This is a genomic window from Hahella sp. HN01, assembly GCF_018986435.1.
GTDB lineage: Bacteria > Pseudomonadota > Gammaproteobacteria > Pseudomonadales > Oleiphilaceae > Hahella.
This window is the reverse complement of sequence record NZ_JAHMIN010000001.1, coordinates 270,175-296,629: the sequence shown is the minus strand read 5'-3', so window position 1 is coordinate 296,629 and position 26,455 is coordinate 270,175. Positions and strand designations below refer to the sequence as shown.

General features: G+C 53.0%; 28 protein-coding genes. 14 read left to right on the top strand and 14 right to left on the bottom strand.

Going from position 1 to position 26,455, the window contains the following annotated elements:
- Nucleotides 1–4 precede the first annotated feature (4 nt).
- The 3 genes from rng (at nt 5) to KP814_RS01385 (ending at nt 6,310) form a co-directional block, all read left to right on the top strand.
- Nucleotides 5–1,489, top strand: coding sequence for a ribonuclease G (rng, locus tag KP814_RS01395; RefSeq protein ID WP_216735063.1), 1,485 nt, complete (start codon nt 5–7; stop codon nt 1,487–1,489).
- 112 nt (nt 1,490–1,601) lie between these two features.
- The gene (locus tag KP814_RS01390; RefSeq protein ID WP_216735062.1) at nt 1,602–5,477 is read left to right on the top strand and encodes a YhdP family protein; all 3,876 of its coding nucleotides are present in this window, start codon (nt 1,602–1,604) and stop codon (nt 5,475–5,477) included.
- A complete protein-coding gene (locus KP814_RS01385; RefSeq protein WP_216735061.1) occupies nt 5,477–6,310 on the top strand; it encodes a carbon-nitrogen hydrolase family protein in 834 nt (277 codons plus the stop codon). The genes KP814_RS01390 and KP814_RS01385 overlap by 1 nt, the downstream gene beginning before the upstream one ends.
- Nucleotides 6,311–6,320: 10 nt before the next feature.
- Here the strand turns inward: KP814_RS01385 and yjgA are convergent, their stop codons facing one another.
- The 12 genes from yjgA to KP814_RS01325 all read right to left on the bottom strand — a co-directional run bounded on the left by yjgA (nt 6,321) and on the right by KP814_RS01325 (nt 15,637).
- Complete coding sequence (yjgA, locus tag KP814_RS01380) at nt 6,321–6,857, bottom strand: ribosome biogenesis factor YjgA (RefSeq protein ID WP_216735060.1); 537 nt, start codon at nt 6,855–6,857, stop codon at nt 6,321–6,323.
- An 89-nt stretch (nt 6,858–6,946) separates the two neighbouring features.
- Nucleotides 6,947–8,308, bottom strand: a complete 1,362-nt coding sequence (gene mgtE, locus KP814_RS01375) for a magnesium transporter (RefSeq protein ID WP_216735059.1) — start codon at nt 8,306–8,308, stop codon at nt 6,947–6,949.
- Nucleotides 8,309–8,545: 237 nt separating this feature from the next.
- Entirely contained in the window at nt 8,546–8,815 is a 270-nt protein-coding gene (locus tag KP814_RS01370; protein ID WP_011399061.1) for an HPr family phosphocarrier protein, read from the bottom strand.
- 94 nt (nt 8,816–8,909) lie between these two features.
- Nucleotides 8,910–9,770, bottom strand: a complete 861-nt coding sequence (gene rapZ, locus KP814_RS01365; RefSeq protein WP_127968982.1) for an RNase adapter RapZ — start codon at nt 9,768–9,770, stop codon at nt 8,910–8,912.
- Nucleotides 9,771–9,796: 26 nt separating this feature from the next.
- Nucleotides 9,797–10,261, bottom strand: coding sequence for a PTS IIA-like nitrogen regulatory protein PtsN (gene ptsN, locus KP814_RS01360; protein WP_127968983.1), 465 nt, complete (start codon nt 10,259–10,261; stop codon nt 9,797–9,799).
- A 6-nt stretch (nt 10,262–10,267) separates the two neighbouring features.
- Nucleotides 10,268–10,576: a ribosome hibernation-promoting factor, HPF/YfiA family gene (gene hpf / locus KP814_RS01355; protein WP_011399058.1), complete on the bottom strand. Its 309-nt coding sequence runs from the start codon at nt 10,574–10,576 to the stop codon at nt 10,268–10,270.
- A 115-nt stretch (nt 10,577–10,691) separates the two neighbouring features.
- Nucleotides 10,692–12,188: an RNA polymerase factor sigma-54 gene (locus KP814_RS01350; RefSeq protein WP_216735058.1), complete on the bottom strand. Its 1,497-nt coding sequence runs from the start codon at nt 12,186–12,188 to the stop codon at nt 10,692–10,694.
- A 122-nt stretch (nt 12,189–12,310) separates the two neighbouring features.
- On the bottom strand, nt 12,311–13,036 hold the full coding sequence (lptB, locus tag KP814_RS01345; protein WP_127968985.1) for an LPS export ABC transporter ATP-binding protein: 726 nt from the start codon (nt 13,034–13,036) through the stop codon (nt 12,311–12,313).
- Entirely contained in the window at nt 13,033–13,557 is a 525-nt protein-coding gene (gene lptA, locus KP814_RS01340) for a lipopolysaccharide transport periplasmic protein LptA (protein WP_216735057.1), read from the bottom strand. Before lptA ends, lptB begins: the two co-directional genes overlap by 4 nt.
- Entirely contained in the window at nt 13,541–14,119 is a 579-nt protein-coding gene (lptC, locus tag KP814_RS01335) for an LPS export ABC transporter periplasmic protein LptC (protein ID WP_216735056.1), read from the bottom strand. The genes lptA and lptC overlap by 17 nt, the downstream gene beginning before the upstream one ends.
- 4 nt (nt 14,120–14,123) lie before the next feature.
- On the bottom strand, nt 14,124–14,660 hold the full coding sequence (locus KP814_RS01330) for an HAD family hydrolase (RefSeq protein WP_216735055.1): 537 nt from the start codon (nt 14,658–14,660) through the stop codon (nt 14,124–14,126).
- Nucleotides 14,660–15,637 (bottom strand): SIS domain-containing protein, encoded by a 978-nt coding sequence (locus KP814_RS01325; RefSeq protein WP_216735235.1) that lies wholly within the window; start codon nt 15,635–15,637, stop codon nt 14,660–14,662. Before KP814_RS01325 ends, KP814_RS01330 begins: the two co-directional genes overlap by 1 nt.
- Before the next feature lie 284 nt (nt 15,638–15,921).
- On the opposite strand from KP814_RS01325, the gene KP814_RS01320 reads away from it, so the two are divergent.
- The 10 genes from KP814_RS01320 to hisC all read left to right on the top strand — a co-directional run bounded on the left by KP814_RS01320 (nt 15,922) and on the right by hisC (nt 23,830).
- Nucleotides 15,922–16,761 carry an ATP-binding cassette domain-containing protein gene (locus tag KP814_RS01320; RefSeq protein WP_216735054.1) on the top strand — a complete coding sequence of 280 codons (840 nt, stop codon included), beginning with the start codon at nt 15,922–15,924 and terminating at the stop codon, nt 16,759–16,761.
- Nucleotides 16,733–17,512: a lipid asymmetry maintenance ABC transporter permease subunit MlaE gene (gene mlaE, locus KP814_RS01315; RefSeq protein ID WP_216735053.1), complete on the top strand. Its 780-nt coding sequence runs from the start codon at nt 16,733–16,735 to the stop codon at nt 17,510–17,512. Before KP814_RS01320 ends, mlaE begins: the two co-directional genes overlap by 29 nt.
- A gap of 1 nt (nt 17,513) precedes the next feature.
- Nucleotides 17,514–17,963, top strand: a complete 450-nt coding sequence (mlaD, locus tag KP814_RS01310) for an outer membrane lipid asymmetry maintenance protein MlaD (protein WP_216735052.1) — start codon at nt 17,514–17,516, stop codon at nt 17,961–17,963.
- Between the two features lie 81 nt (nt 17,964–18,044).
- Complete coding sequence (locus tag KP814_RS01305) at nt 18,045–18,698, top strand: phospholipid-binding protein MlaC (RefSeq protein WP_216735051.1); 654 nt, start codon at nt 18,045–18,047, stop codon at nt 18,696–18,698.
- Nucleotides 18,698–19,030 carry a lipid asymmetry maintenance protein MlaB gene (locus KP814_RS01300; RefSeq protein WP_216735050.1) on the top strand — a complete coding sequence of 111 codons (333 nt, stop codon included), beginning with the start codon at nt 18,698–18,700 and terminating at the stop codon, nt 19,028–19,030. The genes KP814_RS01305 and KP814_RS01300 overlap by 1 nt, the downstream gene beginning before the upstream one ends.
- Before the next feature lie 135 nt (nt 19,031–19,165).
- Nucleotides 19,166–19,408 carry a BolA family protein gene (locus KP814_RS01295; protein WP_127968995.1) on the top strand — a complete coding sequence of 81 codons (243 nt, stop codon included), beginning with the start codon at nt 19,166–19,168 and terminating at the stop codon, nt 19,406–19,408.
- Nucleotides 19,409–19,434: 26 nt separating this feature from the next.
- Nucleotides 19,435–20,697: a UDP-N-acetylglucosamine 1-carboxyvinyltransferase gene (gene murA / locus KP814_RS01290; RefSeq protein WP_216735049.1), complete on the top strand. Its 1,263-nt coding sequence runs from the start codon at nt 19,435–19,437 to the stop codon at nt 20,695–20,697.
- Between the two features lie 29 nt (nt 20,698–20,726).
- Nucleotides 20,727–21,362 (top strand): ATP phosphoribosyltransferase, encoded by a 636-nt coding sequence (gene hisG, locus KP814_RS01285; RefSeq protein ID WP_216735048.1) that lies wholly within the window; start codon nt 20,727–20,729, stop codon nt 21,360–21,362.
- 76 nt (nt 21,363–21,438) lie between these two features.
- Nucleotides 21,439–22,734: a histidinol dehydrogenase gene (hisD, locus tag KP814_RS01280; RefSeq protein WP_216735047.1), complete on the top strand. Its 1,296-nt coding sequence runs from the start codon at nt 21,439–21,441 to the stop codon at nt 22,732–22,734.
- 4 nt (nt 22,735–22,738) lie between these two features.
- Complete coding sequence (hisC, locus tag KP814_RS01275) at nt 22,739–23,830, top strand: histidinol-phosphate transaminase (protein WP_216735046.1); 1,092 nt, start codon at nt 22,739–22,741, stop codon at nt 23,828–23,830.
- A 7-nt stretch (nt 23,831–23,837) separates the two neighbouring features.
- Here the strand turns inward: hisC and KP814_RS01270 are convergent, their stop codons facing one another.
- Entirely contained in the window at nt 23,838–24,926 is a 1,089-nt protein-coding gene (locus KP814_RS01270) for a S1C family serine protease (RefSeq protein WP_216735045.1), read from the bottom strand.
- A gap of 66 nt (nt 24,927–24,992) precedes the next feature.
- On the opposite strand from KP814_RS01270, the gene KP814_RS01265 reads away from it, so the two are divergent.
- Complete coding sequence (locus tag KP814_RS01265) at nt 24,993–25,754, top strand: Nif3-like dinuclear metal center hexameric protein (protein WP_216735044.1); 762 nt, start codon at nt 24,993–24,995, stop codon at nt 25,752–25,754.
- A 25-nt stretch (nt 25,755–25,779) separates the two neighbouring features.
- Here KP814_RS01265 and KP814_RS01260 read toward each other — a convergent pair whose 3' ends face one another.
- Nucleotides 25,780–26,265, bottom strand: a complete 486-nt coding sequence (locus KP814_RS01260) for a YhcB family protein (RefSeq protein WP_216735043.1) — start codon at nt 26,263–26,265, stop codon at nt 25,780–25,782.
- Nucleotides 26,266–26,455: the final 190 nt, after the last annotated feature.

Below are 26,455 nucleotides of genomic sequence, written 5' to 3'. Positions count from 1 at the left end.
CTGCATGAGTGAAGAAATCTTAATCAACGTGACTCCGGTGGAAACTCGCGTCGCTGTCGTCGAGAACGGCATGCTGCAGGAAGTTTATATCGAAAGAAGTCAGCGGCGTGGCATTGTCGGCAATATCTATAAAGGCAAAGTCATCCGAGTATTGCCTGGCATGGAAGCGGCGTTTATTGATATCGGATTGGAGCGCGCGGCTTTCATTCATGCTTCGGACGTCACCACTGTGAACCCCGGAGAAGATCGCAACGGCGGCAATAAGCATCCCGATATCAGCTCTTTGCTGCGGGAAGGTCAGTCTCTGGTCGTGCAAGTCACCAAAGATCCAATCGGAGCCAAGGGCGCGCGTCTTACCACCCAGTTATCAATACCATCTCGTTATCTGGTTTATATGCCCGATAACAACCACATCGGAATATCCCAACGCATAGAAGACGACGCTGAGCGTGACCGCCTCAAGGAGCTCATTCAACTTTGCGTGACCACAGAAGACGCTAGTTCCGCTGATGGCGCTGGTTTTATCATCCGCACGGCCGCTGAGGGCGTTGGTTCGGAAGAGTTGAAATCCGATATCCTGTTCCTGCAAAAGCTTTGGTTGTCTTTACGGGAGAAGATCAAAACTTCGCCAGCTCCCGGGCCAATATATGAAGATCTGCCCCTCTACATCCGTACTCTGCGCGATCTTGTTCGCCCCTATACTGAAAAAATACGCATCGATTCCAGGGAAAGCTTCCATAAGGCGCTGAAGTTTGTTGATGAATTCGTCTCTGAGATTCGCAATAAGCTGGAGTACTATCCCGGCGAGCGGCCGATTTTTGATTTGTACAGCGTTGAAGATGAACTGCAGAAAGCGCTGAGTCGCAAGGTGCAATTGAAGTCTGGCGGCTACCTGATTATCGACCAGACCGAAGCGATGACGACCATCGACGTCAATACGGGGGCCTTTGTTGGTCATCGCAACCTCGAAGAAACCATCTTTAAAACCAACTTGGAGGCGGCGCGCGCCATTGCGCGACAGCTGCGGTTACGAAACCTGGGCGGTATTATCATTATCGACTTCATTGATATGGAGGACGAGGAGCATAAGCGTCAGGTGTTGCGTATGTTGGAAAAAATGCTGGAGCGTGACCACGCCAAAACCAAAATCAGCTGCGTGAGCGAGCTGGGGTTGGTGGAAATGACTCGCAAGCGCACCACCGAAAGTCTGGGGCAGATGCTGTGTGAGCCCTGTCCCGCCTGTGACGGCCGCGGTACGGTCAAAACGGCGCAAACCGTATGCTACGAAATCTTTCGTGAGATTTTGCGCATTAACCGCACCTATGACGCGCAGGGTTATCTGGTGTTGGCGGCGCAAGCTGTGGTGGATCTGTTGCTGGATGAACAGTCCGACAGCGTCGCCGATCTGGAAACTTTCATCGGCAAGCGTATCCGTTTTCAGGTGGAGGTGATGTATACCCAGGAGCAGTTTGATGTTGTTCTGCAATAGATTGCAGCGCACACTTTCCGTAGATATTACCGGCCGGCGGCGAATCTGAGTTTTTGTCGCTGGCGCCGACTCATTAAGCATAGACGTATACCGCCGGCGGCCCGATTCAGTCATGACCATAAAGTCCGTGTTAATCAAGATCACGCAATGGATATGGTATGTGGCTATCGCATTGCTGGTCCTGGTCGCCACCTACCTTTCTATCGGGCGTAACTTCTTCGACGCCGTGTCAGTGTTCAAGGACGATCTTGAATTGCGCCTGTCCGCTTCCCTGGGCGCAACAGTCAGAATGGAGGCGCTGGAAGGAAGCTGGGACGGCTTCGACCCCGTTATTACCCTCAAAAACGTGACCCTAACCGACCTCAATAAAGTCGACAGCGCAATGACGCTGGATTCCCTCGTTGTGCAGCCTGATATGGTCAAATCACTGTTCTCGATGAAGCTGGCTTTGAGTCGAGTGGAAATCGGGGATGTCTCCGTTAACCTGGAGCAAAGTCTGAGCGGCGGCTGGAGACTCCCGGGGCTAGATCAGAAAGCAAATAGTGGCGGGGCCCTGGATTGGCGGCGACTGGCGGATTATATGGCTTCGCCGGTGCTGGAGTTTCGAGAAATCCGTTTGCACTGGCGTTACCGCGACAGCCAGGTGGCGGGTTGGTTGATTCCGGTGCTGACAATTCAAGTCGAGGAAAATGACGTGGCTGCCTCGGGCCGAATTTTACGGGCGCAGGATCATGCGGATCTGGGGCTGTTTTCCGGTTATGCGCATGACTTGCTTAACTCGGGGAAGCTGAATGGCGAAGCTTACCTGAGCTGGCGTAGGGGGGAGGCGTTGGATCCCCTGTTAAATCTGATTTCCGAACATGGCGTACAGGCTACGGATATCGAAGCGTCAGGGGCTCTTTGGCTGACGCTGGAAGACAATCGCCTCATCGATATGACTGGGGATCTGGATATCCCCCGATTAGCTTGGGCGGATGAGCAAACCACCCTGGCGCCTCTGCAGAATATCAGGGCGCGATTCAACGCCGCGCTGACTGAACAAGGCGGCTGGAAGGTCACCGCCTATGATCTTGGGCTGGATTGGGCGGGTGACAATTGGCGCGATGCGCGCGCTTTGCTGGATATTGATACGGAAGGCGCGGTCCGGATGGCCATGGATAATTTGAATCTGGGCCTTTTGGGGCGTTTGAGCGTCGCCGCTGGCGTTTTACCAGAAAATGCGTCGAGGCGTCTTGCCAGTTACCAGCCGGAGGGCGCGCTGCGCAACATAGGCTTTAACCTTGATGCGAACGGGCAGTTTGAGGTGCTCGCGCAACTCGATCAGGTCAGGGTTGCGGCTCATGGAGGGGCGCCTGGCGGCGCGGGTATCGATGGCTTTCTGCAGGTGCGTAATCATGGCGGCAAGGTCATCTTCAAGGGAGCAGAGATGCAGCTGAGCTTTCCAGAGCTGTATCACGCAGGGTGGACATTGACCACTGGCGAGGGGCGTGTTGAATGGCGAGGGAACGATGATTATGTCTATGTTTTCGGAAACGGTCTGCGGCTGAAAGAGATTAATGGGCTGCGAGCGGAACTAAGCGGCGCTTTTAGCATACTGTTGCCTCATGACAAAACCCGTGAGCTTAACCTGGAGCTGGCGATCGGCGTTGAAAATGCAGACGCGCGGGTAGCTTCTCTGCTGGTGCCGGGACATATCATTCCGCAGGAGCTTAATCGCTGGTTGCGGCAGGCGGTAAAAGGCGGTCAGGTGACGACCGGCGGCTATTTCTATTCTGGTGTGGTGGGCCCTTTGGCGACCGCTACCAATCATCGCTCGCAGATGTTTTTCAATTTGAAAGACGGGCGTTTGCATTACGCAGACGGCTGGCCTGAGCTGGAAAACTTTGATGCGCGTCTTGCGATTATCGGAGGCGAGTTGAGCGCAATTGTCGGCGAGGGGACAATCGCCGGCACACGGGTTCGCTCGGTGAAGGTGAAGCGCGACGGCGGAGAAGGGCCTGACTCGCTGCTCCATATCAGCGCGAATATTCGGCCTCAGAAAAGCGACTGGGATTATTGGTTGAAGAAGTCACCCATCGCTAATGTGACTGCGCCGGTTGTGGAAGATTGGTCTGTCAGCGGCGCCAGTTCTGGCGTGCTGGACTTGACGTTAGACACAGTCGGGGTGGGCGCCCCTCGTATCGATCTCAAGTTGAAAACGGCTGGATTGAATTTGCAGTCTGAGCGCAATGACCTGGCGTTGACGGATTTACGGGGCAACCTTTCATTCAGCACCGTTGATGGCATTCGGGCGACAGGCATGCAAGGGGCGATATTCGGACAGCCTGCGAATCTGGACGTGACGACATCAAACTGGTCGGAACAACGCAAGACGCTGGCGTTAAAGCTGGCGAGTAAAATTGAGACATCTACGCTGCTGGATTGGCTCAAGATCGAGCGGAAGGTTCCGCTGTCTGGCCAGCTACCCTATCGCCTTGCTTTGGATCTCGATCACACTGATAAAAGCCGCTTCAGGTTGCGTCTGGACAGCGAGCTGCTGGGCGCTGACATACGGGCTCCGGCCCCTTTCGGCAAGACGATACAGGATAGCTTTCCCCTGTCAGTCGTGCGCGACTGGGAAACGGAGGGGAGTCGTGAAAACTGGTCTGTCTCAGTGAAAGATCTGCTGAAAGCGCGTTTTGAAGTCAGTGAAGAAACGGTCAGCCGGGGCGCGCTGGCGTTCGTCACGGGGGATGGCGCTCCCGAAGGGCTGGAGCTGCCGGCGCGTGGCGTCAATGTGTCGGGACAACTATCGCGGTTATCGGTGTCAGAGTGGCGCACTTATCTGCAAGAGTTCTTCGGCGCTGATATGGGAGATACGCCAGCAAGTGCGCCGGATTGGCTGAATCGCGTGTCGATGCAGGTTGGGAAGCTGGAGGTCGCTGGCGAGTGGTTCAGTCAGGTGGATGTGCGGCTGCAGCGTCGTTCTGGTGGGCTTGATGTTTCGCTGGATGACGGTGAGAGGCTGACGGGGACGTTGTCTATCCATGATGACGCCAGCAAGCCGCCCTTTGCGAAGTTTCGGCGTTTGTATATCTCTGATAGCGCCGCCACGGCGGTGGAAAAGCGTATGACGCCTGCGGATGTGCCTCTGGCGCAGGTGGATATCGAAGACCTGCGCTTGGGGGGTAGACAGCTTGGAAGCTGGGCCTGGGTAACGCAGCCTCGGGAAGATGGCGTGGTTTTCAGCAATATGTTTGGGCGTCTCGCCGGTGCAACAGTGACGGCAAGACTAAGTTGGCTGATGGACCCGCAGACCGGTCACCAGACTTCGATTCTCACTGGGGACCTGAAAGGCGCTAACTTCGATCGCTTTTATGAAAATCTGGCGGAAGAAGCCCCATTGACCGCTGAAGATTACAGCTTCAATACAGGCATAGTCTGGCAAGGCGGCCCTACTGAATTTCAGTGGAAGGACGTGACGGGGCAAATCAGTTTCAAAATGAGTAATGGCGTATTTCGTGAAGCGTCCAACTCGGCCAATATTTTCCGGGTGTTCGGCATCTTGAACACGGACTCAATTACCCGGCGTTTGCGTTTGGACTTTTCCGATTTGTATCGTAAAGGCTTGGCCTATGACCAGATTGAAGGGGAGGCGCGCATTGAAGAGGGGGTGATGAACTTTGAGAGCCCGCTCGCGATCCAGACTCTTTCCAGTGGATTTAAGATTACCGGCAAGACCAGCCTGGTTGATGACACTCTGGATATGCAAATGGTGGTCGTGCTGCCAGTAACGAAAAACCTGCCGCTGGCGGCGGTTTTGGTGGGGGCTCCCCAGGTGGGAGGCGCATTGTTTCTGATCGACAAGCTACTGGGCGATCCGCTCAGCCGGATGACCAGCGCCACATATAAAATCAAAGGAACATTGGAAAACCCTGAAGTCAGCCTGCAGCAGATTTTTGATAACACCAGCGGCGGTTCGGCTTCGCAGAGAAGGAGAGCGGATTGATGAGCGAGTTCACACTGGCGATAGTGCAGTTGGTCAGCACCAGTGATATAGAGCAGAACCTGGCCCGAGTGGAACACTGGGTGGCGGAAGCGGCAGGCGGCGGCGCGCAGCTGGTGTTGCTGCCGGAGAACTTTGCATTGTTCGAAAGCAAGCGTTCGTTGGATATCGGCGCTGCGGAGGCGGAGTCAGAGGGCCCTATACGAGGATTTATCGCTGGACTGGCGAAGCGTTTCGGGGTTTGGATTATTGCTGGCTCATTGCCTTGCGCGCAACGCCCTGACGGCGCTCCCATTGATGGGCGCGTGCGCTCCGCCTGCTGGGTGTTCGACGATAGCGGGGCCACGGTAGCCCGTTACGATAAGATCCACCTGTTTGATGTGGATGTGAAAGACGCTTATGGCGCGTATCGTGAGTCCGCCATATTTGAGCCTGGTGAAAAGGTGGTGGTGATTGATACGCCGTGGATCAGGGTTGGCCTGTCGATTTGCTATGATTTGCGCTTTCCCGAACTATACCGGGCGATGGCGGAACAGGGGGCGGAGTTGGTGACGGTTCCTTCCGCATTTACCTATGTGACGGGGGAAGCGCACTGGGAGACCCTATTGAGGGCCCGGGCGATAGAAAATCAGGTGTTTATCGCCGCCGCGAATCAGGGGGGAATTCATTCGGAGTCCCGACGCACCTACGGGCATTCCATGGTTATCGATCCCTGGGGCAAAGTTATGGCGGGGCTGGAAGAAGGAGAAGGCGTTATTCTCTCCACACTGAATAAAGCCGAGCTGCAGGAGGTACGGGCCAGAATGCCCGTACTCACTCATCGCAGACTCAAGTAGCGCTCTGCAATCAGGCGTCGTCGACCACTTCTTTCAAGTAGCGATACAGCTTTTTGGCGGCGCCGCGATTCTTGTTTTCCGTAATGTCTTTTTGCGCTGCGCGGATCAGCTGACGCAGGTGTTGCGCTTCGGTATTCGGATACTGATTCATAAATTCAGTCACCGCTTGATCCCCTTCTGAAATCAGGGACTCCCGCCAGCGCTCCAGGCGATGATGCTCCGCAGCCTGTTGTACGGAGCCCTGGTCGAACTTGTCGAGAAATGAGCGAAGCTCCTCCTCGTCCACATCCCGCATCAACTTGCCGATAAATTGCAGCTGACGGCGTTTGGCTTCATGGCTGCCGATTTTGTTATAGGTGTGGATCGCATCCAGCAGGCGGTCAGTCAGTGAAAGCTGGCTGAGTTGGTCTGCTTTAAGTTCCGTCAGTCTCTTCCCTAGCTGCTGCAGCGCTTCCATCGCCCGTTTGCGGCTGGATTTACTGGGAGGCAGATCCTCTTCGTCGTAATAATCGTCTTCGAAATCGTCGTCGTGATGTGAATGGTTCATTGAAATGCTCGAATCAACTCTCGGAAACTAAAATGGTAACACAGCGCTCAAATAAGATAAGAATAGACAGGCATTCGCCTTGCGCCTAGTCAGGCGTAGGCGATTGTGGCGAGTCCCAGAAATGACATGAACCCAACCACGTCCGTAACAGTTGTCAGGATAACGCCTCCGGCCAGAGCGGGGTCTATTTTCAGGGTTTTTAGTATCAGAGGTAAAGCGGTGCCGGCGATGGCGGCTACGGTCAGATTGATTAGCATCGCTGAGGCGATCAGAATGCCAATGGTGACGTCGTTGAACCAGACCATGGCGGCGGTCGCCACCACGAAAGCCCAGAGTAAGCCGTTGAAGGCTCCCACCAGAAACTCACGGTTCATCAGCCAGCGAATATTGCTTGAGCTGACCTTACCTGTAGCCATCCCTCTAATTACCAGTGTGAGCGCCTGACTGCCTGCAATGCCGCCCATGCTTGCGACAATGGGCATCAACACGGCCAGGGCGACTACTTTTGCAATGGTCGCTTCAAAAATACCAATGACCGCAGAGGCGAGAAACGCGGTGATCAGGTTTATCCCCAGCCAGACAGCGCGACTTTTAGCCGTCTTCATGATGGGGGCGAACATATCTTCTTCTTCGTCCAGACCCGCCATGCTCAAGATTTCGTGGTCGGCGTTTTCGCGGATAACGTCAACCACGTCATCGATAGTGATACGGCCTACGAGTTTGCCTTTGTCATTGACAACAGGGGCTGACACCAAGTCGTGGCGTTCGAACAGCGTGGCGACTTCTTTATCGGGAACTGTCGCAGGAATTGGCTCCACGTCCGTGCGCATGATTTCGCGTACGGTGGAGCTGAGGCTGGACACCAGCAGAGTGGTGACGGGGAGTACGCCGATAAAATCATCTTTTCGGTTCACAACCAGCAAGCTGTCGGTCATGTTAGGCAGGCTTTTGTGGCTGCGCAGATAGCGAAGTACAACATCAACAGTAATGTCCGGACGCACGGTGATCATGTCCGTGTTCATCAGGCCGCCGGCGGAGTCCTCTGGGTAGGCCAGGACTTCTTCCAGGCGTTGTCGATCCTGAGCGTCCATGGTCTCCAGGACTTCCTGGATGACGGCTTCCGGCAACTGCTGTAACAAGTCGGCGAGGTCGTCGACTTCGAAGTCTTCGGCGATCTCGATAACATCCTGAGCATTCATCTCACTCAGGAAGTCGGAACGGATTTCATCGCTCAGGTACTGAAGGACTTCGCCATCCAGTTCGTCATCGACTAACTGCCAGAGTAACTTCCGTTCATTGGGCGGAGACGATTCCAGCAAGTGGGCGATGTCGCTGGGGGAGAGGCCGCCGTTCAGGATGCGCGCGACCTGCTGCAAAGAACCGCTTTCCAGCGCTTCCGCAATGGAGCGCATACGGACCTTGGCAGTGCTTTTTTCGGTCGCTTGAGGCATAGACATACATCCGCGTTTAGGGCGGCCCGCAACGGGCAGCGAGGAATTTGCCGGATTAAATACAGAGACGGGCTCTGCGCCGTTGTGGCGCCAGTATAAGCGAGCCCACTATAAAGTGTAAGTTAAGACGAAAATTAGTCTAAGGAAAATCAGGGAATTGTCTTACTTTATTCAAGCGGTTTGTATTGTTTGGCATGCCTGGAAGGGATGGGGCGAAGCGCCCCGAAAGCGATAGGGCTACTCACCCTCTCCGAAATAGTCCTCGATCAGAGCCTTGATGGCGTGAAAAGCTTCCTCTTCATCCGGACCTTCTATTTTCAGTGTAAGAAGCGTTCCTTTGCTGGCGGCGAGCATCATGACCGCCATTATACTTTTTCCGTCAACTTCCTGGCCTTCTTTGGCTACTCTGATCTTACTGGCGAATCGGCCGCTGGTGGACACGAATTTGGCCGCCGCTCGGGCGTGCAGGCCAAGCTTATTAATAATAGTGACTTGTTCCTGGATCATGGGGCGCGATGAGTATAAAAGATTGAAGTTTCCTGAATGTTGGATTCAGGCCGGTTTAATTGTTAAGCGACAGTGGCTTCTTATTGTTAAAACCTTATTGCGCCAGCTCTTTGTGGCGCACTTGGACATTATCATATTTTTTCTTGAAATGCTCTCCCAGGCACTCGCAGATATAGACGGAGCGGTGCTGTCCGCCAGTACAGCCGATGCTGATCGTCATATAGGTGCGGTTGCTGTTCTGGAAGTGCGGAATCCAGGTCTCAAGAAAACTGATGATGTGCTGCAGCATCTGTTCCGGTTCCGGATGCTGCTTTAGGAATTCGATGATTTCCTGATCAGTGCCTTTGTAGCCGCGCAGCGCGGTGTCCCAGTAAGGATTGGGAAGGCAGCGCACGTCAAATACCATGTCGGAATCCGATGGTACGCCATGCTTGAAGCCGAAAGACTGGAAGAGCAGGGCCAGTTCCTGGGTTTTATGCCCGATAACCCTGATCTTAACCTGATCCCGTAACTGGTAAATGGAGAGATCGCTGGTGTCTATATAGAGGTTCGCCAGGGTGGCGATCGGCTCCAGCAGCTGTTTCTCTTTGGCGATGGCTTCTTTCAGTGATGTGCTTTTACTGCTGAGCGGGTGCTTGCGACGCGTTGCATGAAAACGTTTGATCAAGGTGGCGTCATTGGCGTCAAGATAGATGATTTCCACATCGATATTGTGCGCCTGCAGAGTGGCGTAAATTGACGGGAAATCCGACAGGTCCCTATAAAGATTGCGGGCGTCTATGCTGACGGCGAGTTGCTGATTCTGGGTTTTCCCCTGGTCCAGCACCTCTTGGGTGAGAGGCGAGAGGAGACCGATAGGCAGGTTATCGATGCAGTAATAGCCCATATCCTCCAAGACATGGAGCGCCGTACTTTTTCCGGAGCCTGAACGACCACTTACGATAATCAGCTTCATGTCTTCCTCTTTCCATCGAAGCTGGATTATTTCTCCAGCACCCTCCTGAACAGGGTTTCGTCGTTGTCACAGTCGCGCAGGTGTTCGCAGAAGCGACGGTCATTGAATTTCTGGGCCAGCTGGCTCAGTAGGTCCAAGTGTTCGCTGGTGGCCTCTTGAGGCACGATCAGAACGAACAGCAGGTCCACGGGTTCGTTGTCTATGGCGTCAAAAGGGATTTTGTCCTTGAGTGTAAGCAAGGCCCCTATGATGCGGTCGCAGTTTTCCAGGCGGCAATGAGGTATTGCTATACCCTGGCCGATACCAGTGCTGCCGAGTCTTTCACGGCATATCAGGTTGGTAAAAATGGCGTTCTCGTCCAAAAACGGAAAATGTTGCGCAATCAGATTGGCGATATATTCGAGAACGCGCTTCTTACTCGAGCCCGACACCCCACAGCGTGTGAGGGCGGGCGAGATAATTGACTCAATAGTTAGTGTGGTTTGGGCCATGTTCTGTTATCTGGCGGATGCGCCGTGCATCCGATCAACGTGCTTCTCTTTGTGTTTGAGGATCTGGCGGTCTAATTTGTCCACCAGTGCGTCAATTGACGCGTACATATCTTCGTGTTCAGCATTGGCATGCAGGTCAGCGCCGCTTATGTGCATGGTTGCTTCCGCAATCTGACGCTGTTTTTGAATGGAGAGCGTAACTTGGACATTACTGATACTGTCGAAGTGTCGTTCGAGCTTGTCGAACTTGTTGTTAACGTAGTCTTTCAGTGCTTCAGTTAACTCGACTTGATGTCCGGTGATGTTCATTTGCATACTTTGCTCCTAATGCCAATATACGGTGCATTATGAATTTTGCACTTCCATGAAAAATACTAGCACATCCAATTTGTGACTATTTGATTTAAGTCTTATGCCTGTACTCCTCCTTTTAAATTAATCGCTTACGTTCATTGGAAGGCGGAATGGAAAGCGCCTCCCGGTACTTTGCGATCGTGCGACGTGCGACGTTGATGCCCTGGTCGCCAAGCAGCGCAGCAATTTTGCTGTCGCTCAATGGTTTCTTCGGTGATTCCGCCGCGACTAACTTCTTGATAATAGCTCTAATAGCGGTCGAAGAACACTCGCCACCCGTGTCTGTGCTGACATGGCTGGAGAAAAAGTACTTCAGCTCAAATACGCCGCGAGGAGTGTGCATGTATTTCTGGGTGGTCACCCGGGAAATCGTCGACTCATGCATCTCCACCGCCTCCGCAATATCGTGCAGCACCAGTGGCTTCATCGCCTCTTCGCCGTACTCAAGGAATCCTTGTTGATGTTCGACGATTTGTGAAGCGACTTTCAACAGAGTTTCATTACGGCTTTGCAAGCTTTTGATAAACCAGCGCGCTTCCTGTAACTGGTCGCGTAAATAAGTGTTGTCTGAGCTGTTGTCCGCGCGTCTCACCAAACCTGCATAGCCAGGGTTGATACGAATCTTGGGAGCGATTTCAGGGTTCAGCTCAACCAGCCAGCGGCCGTTGGCTTTTTTGACGATAACGTCAGGAACCACGTATTCGGTATTGCTTTCCTGAATGCCTTCGCCCGGTCTTGGGTTCAGGCTTTGAATCAGTTTGAGAACTTCCCGCAGATCGTCTTCTTTCAGGCGGCTGCGGCGCATCAACTGGGCGTAGTCGCGGTTGCCAAGCAGATTGATATAGTGGCTGACCACCAGCTTGGCCTGCCCCAACCAAGGGGTGTCTTTAGGCAGTTGATTCAACTGACTCAGCAGGCAGTCCTGCAAGTTGCAAGTGGCGACTCCAGGAGGATCGAATTGCTGCACTCGCTTTAAGACGGCGCGTACTTCGTCCAGCTCAATTTCTTCTTCCCCCTCAGTTTGCAGTCCGCCATGAATTTCGTCTGGAGTGAGAGAGAGATAGCCATCAGTATTGACTGCATCAATTATCGCAACAGCGATCATGCGATCAATGTCGGACATGGGGGTAAGGTTCAGTTGCCAGAGAAGGTGGTCTTGCAGGGTTTCGCCTTTGCTATTGCGGGATTCGAAGTCGTATTCGTCATCTTCGCCGCCGCTGTAGCTGCTTGATCCGCTCTGGAAGACATCATCCCAGGCGGTATCGACGGGGAGGTCGTTCGGAATGGAGTCGGACCAGTTGTCCTCTTCGGCGAACCCTCCTTCATCCATGCCCGATTCCTGCGTTCGCTCCTTGCTGGAGTTATTGGCGAGCATGTCGCTGATCGTATCGTTCTGAACGTGGTTGGGAGTTTCGTCTTCTTCAGACACTTCCAGCATGGGGTTGGACTCAAGCGCTTGTTGAATCTCCTGCTGTAAATCCAGTGTTGAAAGCTGCAAAAGTTTTATTGCTTGTTGCAGTTGCGGGGTCATGGTCAGCTGTTGACCCAGCTTTAACTGCAATGAAGTTTTCATAACCATCTGATGCTTACCACCGATTCAGGCACAGATCTTGTGAGTTTTTCATAGTTATTAGGTGCTTTAATCCTAAGCTCTTGAGCCTTGGGGTCCATCTTGGATGGAGGCCGCCGGTTAAACTAAAGTTTGAACTGGTCACCCAGATAGACCTCTCTAACCTTTGGGTTGGCAAGGATATCACTTGGGGCGCCGCTTGCGATAATAAATCCTTCACTGACAATATAGGCGCGTTCACAAATATCCAAGGTCTCGCGCACATTATGGTCTGTAATTAAAACGCCGATGCCGCGCTTTTTGAGATGCTCAATAATCTGCTTGATATCATTGACGGAAATAGGATCCACCCCGGCGAAAGGTTCATCCAATAAGACAAACTTTGGCTCCGTAGCCAGCGCGCGAGCAATTTCCACGCGTCGACGCTCGCCCCCCGAGAGACTCATGCCAAGGCTTTTGCGAATATGGGTGATGTGAAATTCCTGCAGCAGCTCTTCCATCTTAAGCTTACGTTCCTTACGGCTCAGGTCCGCTCTGGTCTCAAGGATGGCGTAGATGTTGTCCTCTACTGACAGCTTTCTGAAGACCGAAGCTTCCTGCGGCAGATAGCCAATGCCCTTGCGCGCTCTCCCGTGCATAGGCAGGCCGGTGATTTCCGTTTCGTCAATAAATACGCTGCCTTTGTCGCTGGGGATCAATCCTACCACCATGTAGAAGCAGGTAGTCTTCCCGGCGCCGTTAGGGCCGAGGAGGCCCACGATTTCGCCACTGCGAATTTCAACGGACACATCTTTTACTACGGGCCGTTTCTTGTAGGCCTTGGCCAGGTTTCTGGCGGTGAGAGTGCTCATTGTTTATTAGATTTGGGCGGATGATAGATAATTTCAACCTGCTCGGTTTGATTGCCCGATGAGGCTCCCTTTGCCGTGACTAAACGCTTGTCTGTGAAATAAATAATTTCTTCGCCTTCCACTGAGCTGTTGTCCTGAAGAATGCGTGCATGGTTACGCATAACGACTTTACTCTGGCTGCGGTCATAGTCCATGTTTTCTGCGTAAGCGTGAGTTTCAGTTTGTTTTTCTTGGTCAAACTGCACTAAATGAGCGGGTTTGCCGGTCGCCTGGAAGCGGCTGATGCCATTGTCGTCGGTGTATAAAATGACTTTGTCCGCCTCGATGCTGGATTTGCCCTGGGTAATAACGACATTGCCGATATAGGTGTCGATGCCTTTCTGGCCGTCTCTCTCCCAGCGTCCCGCTTTGATGCGCACCGGTTCGTCACTGCCGTTAAGAAGGTCCAATGCATGGCTAAGCGGGGCGAAAATAAGGCCCAATAACAGCGCCGCGGTGAATAGTTTATTTGGGTTGTGCATAAACGCCGGTTACCTGAGAAAGTAATACAATAAGCTTTTTATCAATGTCCGCCTCCATTCCGACAGCGGTTAACTGATTGATATTTGAAGTTATCTTAACGGGTTGATCGGTGCTGATAAAGCGTGACTTGTTGTTGTAGTCGAGCGCTTGCGTTTGCATGAGAATCGGCGCGCCGTCGTTGGAGGCTCCATTTACTTCCACGTCTCCACGCAGTTTCAGAGTGTCCTGCTTGATCAGCAGTTCGCCTTCCAGAGACTCCACATGCCAGCTTTTCTCCCCTTGCTGGAAGATCTCCAGATTGGGGCGAGTCAGTACGCCGGTGTCTGTATCGGGATAGTGCTTCGCCAGTTGGCTTTGCAGGCGGCTGGTGAGTGCGCCCTCTTTGTTGTAGGTGGTGTAAACCGCGTTGATGACAAATGCGTCAGGTTCGTCTTTCAGGAGTGGTTCTTCCTCAAAGAAGGGGACGCTTGCTTCGTCCTGATAAGCGACCAGATAAATAACCAGAAACGCCGCCAAAGCCGCGTAGAGCCATTTGCTGTATTGTCTGAAGAGTTCTGTCATGAAGTTACAGGTAGGCTTCCAAGGAGGTGTGGAGCAGGCCTTTCGCCGCCAGAATCATATCGCACACCTCTCTGACCGCGCCTTTGCCGCCTTGGGCTGAGGTGCAGTAGGTGGCGTGTTGGCGAACAAACCAGTGACTGTTAGGCACAGTAACGCCAAATCCGCAACTGCGAATGGCAGCCAGATCAGGAAGGTCGTCGCCGACATAGGCGCATTCATTCAGCTCTAAACCAAGCTTTTCTCGAATCTCATTGAGTCCGACAAGTTTGTCTTCGCGGCCTTGCAGTAACTCTAAAATGCCCAGGTCGCCAGCTCTTTTGGCGACCATGGCTGACTTGCGGCCGGTGATAATGGCGACGGTTACTCCAGCGTTTTGCAACAGCTTGACGCCGAGTCCGTCAAGTATGGAGAAAGGTTTGAACTGCTCGCCAGATTCGCCGAAATAAAGCGTTCCGTCTGTCAGAACGCCGTCTACATCCAGCGCTAAGAGTTTAATCTTTTGTAAGGCTTGGGTCTGTTGCTCGGTCAAAGACGGCGACATTAAATGACTCCTGCGCGTAGCATGTCCTGTGTATTGAAGGCCCCAATCACTTTATTGTCAGCATTAACGACAGGCAGGGCGTTGATCTTTTTCTCCTGCATCAAGCCCAGGGCTTCTGCGGCAAGCATGTCTTTGGTGACAGATCGGCAGTTTGCGGTCATGACGGTATCAATGGCGCAGCTTCGAATATCAATGTTTTTATCTAGAGTGCGGCGTAAATCGCCGTCAGTAAATACGCCGAGAAGCTTGTCGTCGGAGTTCACGATACAAGTCATGCCCAAGCCTTTCTGTGACATCTGTAATAAGGAGTCACTTAGCGATGCGCCTGTTTTGACAACAGGAACGGACTCGCCTGTATGCATGATATCGGAAACCTTTAGAAGTAGTCGGCGTCCCAAGGCTCCGCCAGGGTGTGAGAATGCAAAATCTTCCGCTGTAAAGCCGCGCGCCTCCAACAATGCTATCGCCAGGGCGTCCCCCAATACGAGACATACTGTGGTGCTGGAGGTGGGGGCTAAGTTAAGGGGGCAGGCCTCTGTGACGACGCTGGCGTCGATGTTGGCTTCTGCAATTTGGGAAAGAGTGGAGTCAGGGTTGCCAGTCATGCTGATCAGCGGTACGCCCATGCGTTTAAGTAGCGGGAGTATGGTGACAATTTCGGCTGTGTTTCCTGAGTTGGATATTGCCAGGACGACATCCTTGGGCGTCACCATTCCCAAATCGCCGTGGCTGGCTTCCCCTGGGTGAAGAAAAAAAGATGGGGTGCCGGTTGATGCTAGTGTGGCGGCAATTTTATTGCCTATGTGGCCTGATTTTCCCATGCCTGTCACTACAACTCTGCCTTCGCACTCAAGCATCAGGTCGCACGCTTTGACAAAAGCCTCATCTATGCGGCTGGTTAACGCCTGAATTGCTTCAAGCTCCATTTCAATTGTGCGTTTGGCGGCTTTTATATATTCGTGATCGTGGTGGCTCATTAATGCAGCATTCCAGAGTCGGTTTGTTTGAGTGTCAGCTTGGCCGCAGACAGGCATAATAATTTATCATTAGCGGCGAGGCCTGCGTATTATACGACGCTCGGGGACTGCTGCAACTTGCCGGGAAAGATGTGGGCAGTTAAAACATCTTCTGATATATTCCGCAGCTGTTTAGGCTATTTTTGGCAGAAACGCTAAAGCCGCCGTAAGGTTATGTTTTTAGGATACTTAATGCTTCCAGGAAGGGGGCGTTTACGCGGACTGGGCGATTAAGGTGATTTTAGATGACGCAAAACCCCTCCAATTACGTGGAAGTCAGGGGGCTTACCTTCGCCAGAGGCGACAGGCTTATCTACGATAACGTAGACATCGATATACCCAAAGGCAAGGTCACCACCATCATGGGGCCCAGCGGTACGGGCAAGACTACTCTACTTAAATTGATTGGCGGCCAATTGAAGCCTGACAAAGGCGACATTTGGGTGAATGGCTTTAATGTGCCGAAGCTGAAGCGCAAAGAGCTATATGAACTGCGCGAGCGTATGGGAATGTTGTTTCAGTCCGGCGCGCTCTTTTCGGACATCAATGTCTTTGAGAATGTCGCATTTCCTTTGCGGATCCACACTCAGCTACCGGAAGCAATGATTCGTGACTTGGTGTTGATGAAGCTGCACGCAGTGGGGCTGCGCGGCGCGCGTGATTTGATGCCAAGCGAGTTGTCTGGCGGTATGGCTCGTCGCGTGGCTTTGGCGCGGGCTATCTCTATGGACCCTGAAATGGTGATGTACGATGAGCCTTTTACTGGACAGGATCCTATTGCTATGGGGGTGATTGTCCAGCTGATTCGCTTGCTCAATGATGCGTTGGGGCTGACCAGTGTGGTTGTGTCTCACGATATTCAGGAGTCATTGAGTATTACGGACCATCTTTGCATTGTCGCCGACGGTAAGGTGATGGGGCAGGGTAGCCCACAAGAATTGCGCTCCAGCGGGAATGCTTTCGTCAAGCAGTTCCTCAATGGTTTGCCGGATGGGCCTGTGCCTTTCCATTTTCCCGCGACAGACTATGCGGAGGATTTGTTACGAGGAGACCAGGATGCTGGATTTTCTACAAAGGCTTGGTAGAAACGCCCTGCTTTCGCTCGGCTCGCTAGGTCGGGCGGGAATATTTTTGGTGGGGTCGTTACTGGGCGCTCCACGGATGAAAGGCTTGCCGCTACTGCTCAAGCAGCTTTATTCAGTTGGCGTTCTCTCGCTGGTGATAATTGTCGTTAGCGGGCTGTTCATTGGCATGGTGCTTGGCCTTCAGGGCTACAATATTTTGGTGGACTATGGTTCAGAGCAGGCTATTGGCCAGATGATCGCCCTGACGCTGGTGCGTGAGCTCGGGCCGGTAGTGACCGCGTTATTATTTGCAGGACGCGCCGGCTCTGCGCTGACTGCTGAAATTGGGTTAATGAAGGCGACTGAGCAATTATCCAGCCTGGAAATGATGGGGGTCGACCCATTGCGGCAGATTATTGCGCCGCGACTGCTTGCCGGGTTTATCGCGATGCCGATGTTGGCCATGATATTTAGCGTGGTGGGCGTCTGGGGCGGTAAAATGGTGGGAGTAGAGTGGCTGGGCGTCTATGAAGGCTCGTTCTGGAGCAACATGCAGGCGTCTGTGGACTTCTCCGACGACATTCTCAACGGGATTATCAAGAGCATCGTGTTCGGCGTCGTGTGTACCTGGATCGCCGTTTTTCAGGGGTATGATTCGGTCCCTACTTCTGAAGGCATCAGCTCTGCGACGACCAAGACCGTCGTGTATTCATCGTTAGCTGTGCTTGGATTGGATTTTATTTTGACCGCCGTAATGTTTGGAGATTTTTAATATGCGGATTCGTACGCTGGAGATATCTGTAGGGGCGTTCATCGTCGCCGGCATTGGGGCGTTGTTCCTATTGGCGCTGGAAGTGAGTGGGCTGTCACTGAGTCCGACGCAGGATACCTACAAGTTGTATGCGGAATTTACTGATGTGGGCGGGCTGAGAGTGCGGGGTAAAGTGTCCTTGTCCGGCGTCACGATTGGGCGCGTCAACAGTATTTCGCTGGATCCCAAGTCGTCTAAGGCTGTTGTGGAAATGGATATTGATGCGGATGTGAACTATCTAAGTTCGGATAGTGTCGCAGTTATTAGTACTGCAGGCCTTTTGGGAGAGAAGTATATCAATGTCTCTATTGGTGGAGACGAGGAAGCCCTAAAGGAAGGGGACTTCTTTTATAGCACGCAGGGGGCGCTTAATTTAGAGAAACTGATAAGTGACTTTGCAACCAGTAAGTAAGTCGCTGTATCTCTGAATTCAAAATGAAGTTGTGAATTTTAGTTAGTACTAGTCAGGCAAAGAAATAGTTGGGCAATTAACATGATGTTAACAGTGAAGAATATTGGGCGCATGTTTGCAGCCATGGCGATGATGGCGTTTGCAGTTGTGGCGCAGGCCAACGCGCAGCAGGAAGTGATGAGTGTGGTGCAGGACAGCACCAAAATGCTGGTTACCAAATTGCAGTCAGAAAAGCAGACTTATTACGAGAACCCGCAAAAGTTTTATGGGGTGATGGAAGGCGCGCTTCAAAATTTGGTTGATTTTGAGCGGATTGCCGCGCGGGTCATGGGGCGTTATCGCAGAGAAGCCAGTGATGAGCTGAAAGAAAAGTTTGTCGGAGTATTCAAAAAGAGTCTGTTTGATGCTTATGGCAAAGCGCTGGTGGAGAGTGGCGAGTTCAAAGTCAACGTATTGGCTGCGACCATCAATCCAAGAGATGAAGGGCGCGCAAGCGTGGATTTGGAAGTGATCTCCGCGTCTGGCAACAAGTACCCGGTTATCTATTCAATGTATAAGAATCGCAACAACAAATGGTTACTGGAGAACGTCATCGTTAACGGCGTGAATATAGGTCTAGCATTCAAAGACCGCTTTGAGCAGCAGGTTAACGTGCACAATGGCGATATCACCAAGGTCGTAGATAGCTGGTCCAGCCGGATTGAAGAAGGCGAACTGACTGGCGAGGCGAAATAATGTCGGCGAGATTGACCTGCGCCAAGGATGCGCAATCCAGAGAGATGGCGCTCAGTATTGCGGGGACGGTTGATCTCTCTAATGTGGCTGACTTGCTGGCCGAAGGCGAAAAGGCGGTGCAATCCGCCGACGCGGCTTCGCCGCTGCGTATTGATGTCTCTCTCGTCGAAAATGCGCAAAGCGTCTTGATATCATTGTTATTGCGCCTAGTTGCAGCTGCTGAGGCCAAAGGCTTGAATGTCAGTGTGTCAGGCCTGTCCGGCAAGATGTTTGATATTGCGCGGGTTAGCGGAGTGGAGACTGTTTTGCCATTGGCGGATGAGTCAGTCTAGCTAAATAAATATCCTTCCAAAAAACAACTTGCGGCAGTCGCTGCAAATTGTTTCCAATCCATAACTTGGGCCTGGCCCCTGCTTGGGGTAAAATGTCTCGTTTAGTTCAGCTAACGAATAACGAGGAGTGGGCGCATGCAACCCGAAGCATTGCAAGAAATTTTGCAAGAAAAGCTGTCCGACTGTGAAGTCCGTGTAGAAGGTGATGGCTATCATTATCAGGTTGTTGCCGTCGGTGAACGTTTCGCCGGCCTTTCTCCCGTCAAAAAACAGCAAGCGGTGTACAGCTGCATCCATGATCTGATCGCTGACGGCACCGTACACGCTGTTTCAATCAAAACATACACTCCCGACGAGTGGGCCGCCGCGAATAAATAATTCGTTTTCCAACCCAGGTAAGTTTAATGGACAAATTATTGATCGGCGGTAGCAAACCGCTTAATGGGGATATTCGTATCTCCGGCGCAAAGAACTCCGCATTACCAATCCTTGCTGCGACATTGTTGGCGGACGAGCCTGTCACTATAGGCAACCTGCCGCACCTTAATGACATCACCACCATGATCGAGCTGCTGGGCCGCATGGGCGTTGAGTTGATGATCGACGAAAAAATGTGTGTGGAAGTACACGCCAATACCATCAAGCATCTGACTGCGCCTTATGAGCTGGTAAAGACCATGCGGGCTTCCATTCTGGTGCTGGGGCCAATGCTGGCTCACTTTGGCGAGGCCGAAGTTTCGTTGCCGGGCGGTTGCGCGATTGGCAGCAGACCCGTTGATCTGCACATTCGCGGTTTGGAAGCCATGGGCGCTGATATTCTGGTCGAAGGCGGCTATATCAAAGCGAAAACCAATGGTCGTCTGAAAGGCGCGCATATCTATATGGATACCGTGACGGTGACTGGCACGGAGAACCTTTTGATGGCGGCGACGCTGGCGGATGGTAAAACGGTAATTGAGAACGCAGCACGTGAGCCCGAGGTCATTGATCTTGCCGAGTGTCTGATTGCAATGGGCGCCGATATCCGCGGCCATGGCTCTTCAACCATTGAAATTAACGGTGTGCCGCGTCTGCATGGTTGCCGCTACAACGTATTGCCGGATCGAGTGGAGACAGGAACCTATCTGGTGGCCGCCGCAGCGACTCGTGGTCGGGTTAGAGTGAAAGACACGCGTGAAGATATTTTGGAAGCGGTCCTGTTGAAGCTGGATGAAGCCGGCGCACATATCAGCACAGGCCCAGACTGGATCGAGCTGGATATGAAAGGAGCCCGGCCGAAAGCGGTAAGCTTGCGCACTGCTCCTTATCCTGCTTTCCCAACAGATATGCAGGCGCAGTTCGTCGCTATGAACACCGTGGCGGAAGGTACGGGCGCCATTGTTGAAACCGTATTTGAGAACCGCTTCATGCACGTGCAGGAACTGCGTCGCATGGGCGCGAAGATCAAGCTGGAAGGCAATACTGCTATCGTTGAGGGGGTGGAGTCTTTGACTGGCGCTCCGGTTATGGCGACGGACTTACGCGCTTCCGCCAGCCTGGTTATCGCCGGACTGGTGGCGGAAGGGGATACCCTTGTAGACCGCATTTATCATATCGACCGTGGTTATGAGTGTATTGAAGAAAAAATGCAGTTGTTAGGCGCGAAGATTCGTCGGCTGCCGGGCTGAAGCAATTCACTAATATCCGGAATCCTGTAATGAGTTCGATCATCACCATCGCCCTGTCCAAGGGGCGTATCCTGGACGACACATTGCCGCTGTTGGCGGCGGCCGGTATTGAGCCGGAAGACGATATCAAGAAAAGCCGCAAACTGATCTTCACCACCAACCAGCCCAACGTGCGGCTGGTTGTGTTGCGCGCCACAGACGTCCCAACCTACGTGCAGCATGGTGTGGCGGATTTGGGAGTGGCGGGTAAGGATGTGCTGATGGAGCATGGCTATGACGGCCTCTATGAGCCGTTAGACCTCAAAATCGCCACCTGTCGTTTGATGACGGCGGCGATGAAAGGCGCAACGCCTAAATCGGGACGTATCAAAGTGGCGACCAAGTTCGTCAACATCGCCAAGCGCTATTACGCGGGCAAGGGTATCCAGGTCGACATCATCAAGTTGTATGGCGGTATGGAACTGGCGCCGCTGATGGGGCTGGCGGATGAAATTGTAGATATTGTCGATACGGGCAATACCCTCGTGGCCAACGGGTTGGAGCCGCGCGAGAAGATATGCGACATCAGCTCCAGGCTGATTGCCAACAGCGCCTCAATGAAAATGAAACACGCCAGTTTGCAGCCAATACTCGACAAACTGGCGCAGGCGGTGGGCGCTGAGTGATGTGATGAGCCTCTGCTTGGGCAGAGGTCGGCGTGGGCGAACACTAATGAAGTAGCGGATGAGGCGAACTGCAGATATGCGTGAATTAGATAGCAGTCAGGCGGATTTTAAGTCGCAGCTGGAAGCTTTGCTGGCTTTTCAGGAAGACGATAGCGCGGAAGTGAATCGCGTTGTGGAGAGCGTGCTGAAAGAGGTGCGCCTTCGTGGTGATGAAGCGGTGCTGGAATATACAAATCGCTTTGATCATATGAGCGCCACGTCAATGAGCGCTTTGGAAATCCCGCATCATCGCCTGCAACAGGCGCTCGCCTCCATTAGTCCTGAGTTGAAAAGCGCGCTGGAAAGCGCCGCCGAGCGTATTCGTCGTTATCATGAAAAGCAGGCTCAGCCTTCCTGGACCTATCAAGAGGAGGATGGGACCGTCTTGGGGCAGCAGGTGGTTCCCTTGGATCGCGTCGGCATCTATGTTCCAGGCGGCAAGGCCGCTTATCCCTCTTCCGTGCTTATGAACGCGATTCCCGCGAAAGTAGCGGGAGTCGGCTCTATTATTATGACCGTGCCGACTCCGCGTGGCGAAGTGAACGAATTAGTGCTTGCCGCAGCGGCGGTGGCGGGGGTCGATCGAGTGTTTACCGTTGGCGGCGCGCAAGCTGTGGCGGCTTTAGCTTACGGCACGGAAACAGTTCCCAAGGTCGATAAAATTGTCGGTCCCGGCAATATTTACGTGGCGATGGCGAAGCGTATGGTGTTCGGGACCGTTGGCATCGACATGATCGCCGGCCCTTCGGAAATCTGCGTGGTCTGCGATGGCGGTACGGACCCAGACTGGATCGCTATGGATCTGTTCTCTCAGGCGGAGCACGATCAGGATGCGCAGGCGATTCTTATTTCTCCTGACGCGAACTGCCTGTCTGCGGTGAAGGCCTCAATCGAGAAGCTGCTGCCGGGTATGGAGCGTAAGGATATTATTTCTGTGTCTTTAAAAGAGCGGGGGGCTTATATTAAAGTCGCTGATCTTAAAGATGCTGTTGAGGTGGTTAACCTTATCGCGCCTGAGCACTTGGAGCTTTCGGTTGCTGATCCTGATGCGTTGTTGCCTGATATCAGGCATGCCGGCGCCATATTTATGGGGCGTTATACGGCGGAAGCTTTAGGCGACTATTGCGCGGGACCGAACCATGTATTGCCGACGTCAGGCACCGCACGCTTCTCAAGCCCTTTGGGCGTGTATGATTTCCAGAAGCGTTCTTCCCTGATCAATTTTTCCAGCCGCGGCGCTTCTGACGCCGGGCGCATTGCATCGGTGCTCGCGCGTGGCGAAGGGCTGACCGCCCATGCCCGATCCGCAGAGTATCGCATAGTCGAGGAATAGGCTTATGTCCGTTAAAGACAGAATTACCCAGTGGGTGCGCCCTGAAGTTCAGGCGCTTTCCGCCTATCACGTTGCAGATGCCGCAGGCCTGATCAAACTGGATGCAATGGAAAATCCTTTCGACTTTCCCGCTGCGTTAAAAGCAGAATTAGGGGCGGATTTGCGCGATGCGGCCATTAATCGCTATCCAGACCCTGACGCTGGCGCTATTAGAGCGGCGTTAAGGGAGCTCTATAGCTTGCCTGATGCTGTAGATATGCTGTTCGGCAACGGCTCGGATGAGATCATCCAGATTCTCGCTATGGCGGTCGCTGGGCCGGGACGGACAATTCTTTCCGTTGAGCCCAGCTTCGTCATGTATAAAATGATTGCGACATTCATCGGCGCAGAGTATGTGGGCGTTCCGCTGAATGACGAATTCCAGATAGACGCTCAGGCGACGCTGGACGCAATCAAACGTCATCAGCCCGCACTGGTTTTTATTGCTCAGCCTAACAATCCAACAGGCAACCTGTTTGACGATGAAACGCTGCGTCAGATTGTTGCCCTAAGTCCTGGACTGGTGGTGATTGATGAGGCGTACACAGCTTTTACCGACGCGGATTATATGAGCTGGGCCAGCGAATACGACAATGTTGTGGTGATGCGAACCTTCTCGAAGGTTGGATTGGCGGGACTACGTTTCGGAATGCTGTTTGGCGCTCAGGAATGGATTGAGCAACTGAATAAAGTACGTCTTCCTTACAACATCAACTGTCTGACGCAAAACGCGGTACTGACTGCTATCCGGCATTTCCCAGCGTTCGTGAAACAGACAGAAGCGCTGCGAGAGCAGCGTAGCTGGTTAAGCGCCAAGCTCGAAGAGGTGGCTGGCGTGTCAGTCTACCCTAGTGAGGCGAACTTTATTTTGGTGCGTGTCGACTTGCCAGCCAAGTCCGTCTTCAGTGAAATGAAAAAACGCGGCGTTTTGATTAAGTTGTTAGATGGCGGACATCCCAAGCTGGCAGGGTGCTTACGTTTGACGGTTGGAAGCCACGAAGAAAATGAAGCAATGCTGAAGGCGCTGATAGAGGCTTTGGAGTCGGTAAGGGGATAACCTCAGGTTAATCCCCTTCATTACCTGCGCGCTGTTGTAAGGTGGCGGTCAGATTTACGGACTGGCCGCGCCTGAACACCGTCAATTTGATCTGATCTCCAGGCTTGTTGTGTGAAACAAAGTCCCTGGCTTGCTGTGACGTCCTCATGGGCATGTCGTTGATCATTAAAAGCACATCGCCAGCATCTAATCCTGCTTTACTACCTGGGCTATCTGGCTGGACGCCTGTTATCAATAATCCATTGGTGTCCGTGAGGCCGAAAAAATCCGCCTCATGACGCGCCAGCTCATGCATTTCCACTCCCAGATATCCGCGAATCACCCGTCCGTACTGGATTAAGTCCTGAGCTATCGCCATGGCTGACTGCGCGGGGATGGCGAAGCTAATGCCCTGGTAGCCACCTGTAGTTGAGAACACTGCGGTGACGATGCCGACCAACTCGCCTTTGGCGTTAATCAAAGCGCCGCCGGAATTCCCTGGGTTGATGGCGACATCTGTCTGAATATAGTTTTCATAGGTGGCGAGCCCCAGGTTTGACCGCCCCAGTCCGCTTATGATGCCTTGCGTCACGGCCTGGCCGACGCCAAACGGGTTGCCAATCGCCAGCACGATATCTCCCACTCGGGGTTGAGACTGGCTGACCGGGATTGCCTGAAGTCCGTCCTGTTTGGGTTTCAGTACGGCGAGGTCGGCTTCACTGTCCAGGCCTACGATTTCTGCGGGGGTTTCCCGGCCATCGGACAGCATGATCCTGATCAGTTCTGTGGACTTAACCACATGGTAATTGGTCAGGATATGCCCTTGTTTATCGATGATGACGCCGGAGCCCAGTCTGCTTAACGTGGGCTCCGGGGGCGTAATATTCTTGGAGTAGTTGGAGAATAAGGGGTTGTTCCAAATAGCGTCGGACAGCGCGGGGTTGGGTTCTTCGCTGTAGATATTGACGACGGAAGGCAGCGTCTGCTCAACGGCGTCGGCGAATGAAGTCAATGCCGGCTGGGGCTGCGACGTCGGATGCTTCATAAAAAAGAGATAAGCGCCAGCGGCTAACAAACCAATTGCCACGGCGATTCCATAGGCTGCTAACTGTCTCATTTTTCTCGTTCTTTGGCGGCACTGGCGCGGAATGTTAACATAACTGCAACGATGGAGGAGTAGGCCATGACTGATATCTCGACAATAATGACACTGCTGAACAACTGGTTACAACCGGACCGGATCAGGGACTACTGCCCTAATGGTTTGCAGGTGGAAGGGCGCAAGGATGTCCGCAAAATACTGTGCGGCGTTACGGCCAGCGAGCAGTTGCTGGACGCTGCGATTGAGCAAGGCGCTGATGCGGTGCTGGTGCACCATGGGTATTTCTGGAAAGGCGAAAGCGCGGCGATTGTCGGTATGAAGCGCAGGCGCATCGCTAAACTGTTGCAACACGACATTAATCTGATCGCCTACCACCTTCCGCTGGATATTCATCCTGACTATGGCAATAACGCCGCGCTGGCTGCGCACCTGGGCTTTACCGTTGAGAGCAGGGTGAAAGCGGGGGATGTGGATGGGTTGTTGTGGCGGGGCGCATTGCCTCAGCCAATGACTGTCAGCGACTTGTCCGAACATCTTGCCAGCCGTTTACAGCGTGCGCCTTTGATTATTGGTGATGACCGAGACCAAGTGGTCAGCACCGTCGCCTGGTGTACTGGTGGGGCGCAAGGGTTTATCGATCAGGCGGTCAGTATGGGGGTGGATGTTTATTTAAGCGGTGAAATATCAGAGCAGACTGTGCACAGCGCTCGAGAGCAGGGAATTGTATATGTCGCTGCGGGGCATCATGCGACAGAGCGCTATGGGGTGCAGGCTCTTGGTAAAGCGCTTGCTGGTAGCGTAGATGTGGAAGTGAGTTTCTTCGATGGCGATAACCCGGTTTAACCGGATTATCGCGCATGAAGGCGGACTAGTATTTCTCGCCTTCAGAAGCGGCTTCTGGTGAATTATGCGACCGGCTTTCGAACCCATAATCCTCCGATAGAGTGCCTTTTTCTTTAGGGTCCGCTTTGGGGGCGTAATCCCGAGGCGGTTCAAAGACTGTATCTTCTTCAGCTTTGTTTTTGCCCTCTTTACGCTTCACGGATAGCGAAGGCGTGGCGGACGACACCAGCGACTTGAATTCGCTGTCGCTGCATAAGCGCTCGGCGCCGACAGCCAGATGATTGAATATATCGCGATAGTTGGCGTTAAGCTTGCCCAGCATCTCCGCTGTACGAGAGAAGTGCTCGGCGACTTCCGCTTGATAGCGGGTGTGTTGATCCTGCAGATGATCGATCTGGCGTTCCAAACGCCGGTTTTTAGCGGTTTCAGAGTGCAGCAGCTTGTGCAGCAGAACGCCCAGGCCTAAACCGACCAGAAAAGTTACCGCCGCTATAACAATGGTAGATCCCATAATTCTTTCAACACTTAAATTTGCAAGGAATTGTGAACCGGAGGAGTGAGGTAGTATAACGACAAAAGCGCCTCGATTTCCATTGCTGGCGGGTAGCTTTTGGTCGCACTGGACCCTCGCAACGACGCGGCATGCGAAGGGGTCGGGAATATCCCTTACCTGTGTAGTCAATATGTTTAGAAAAAGGCAA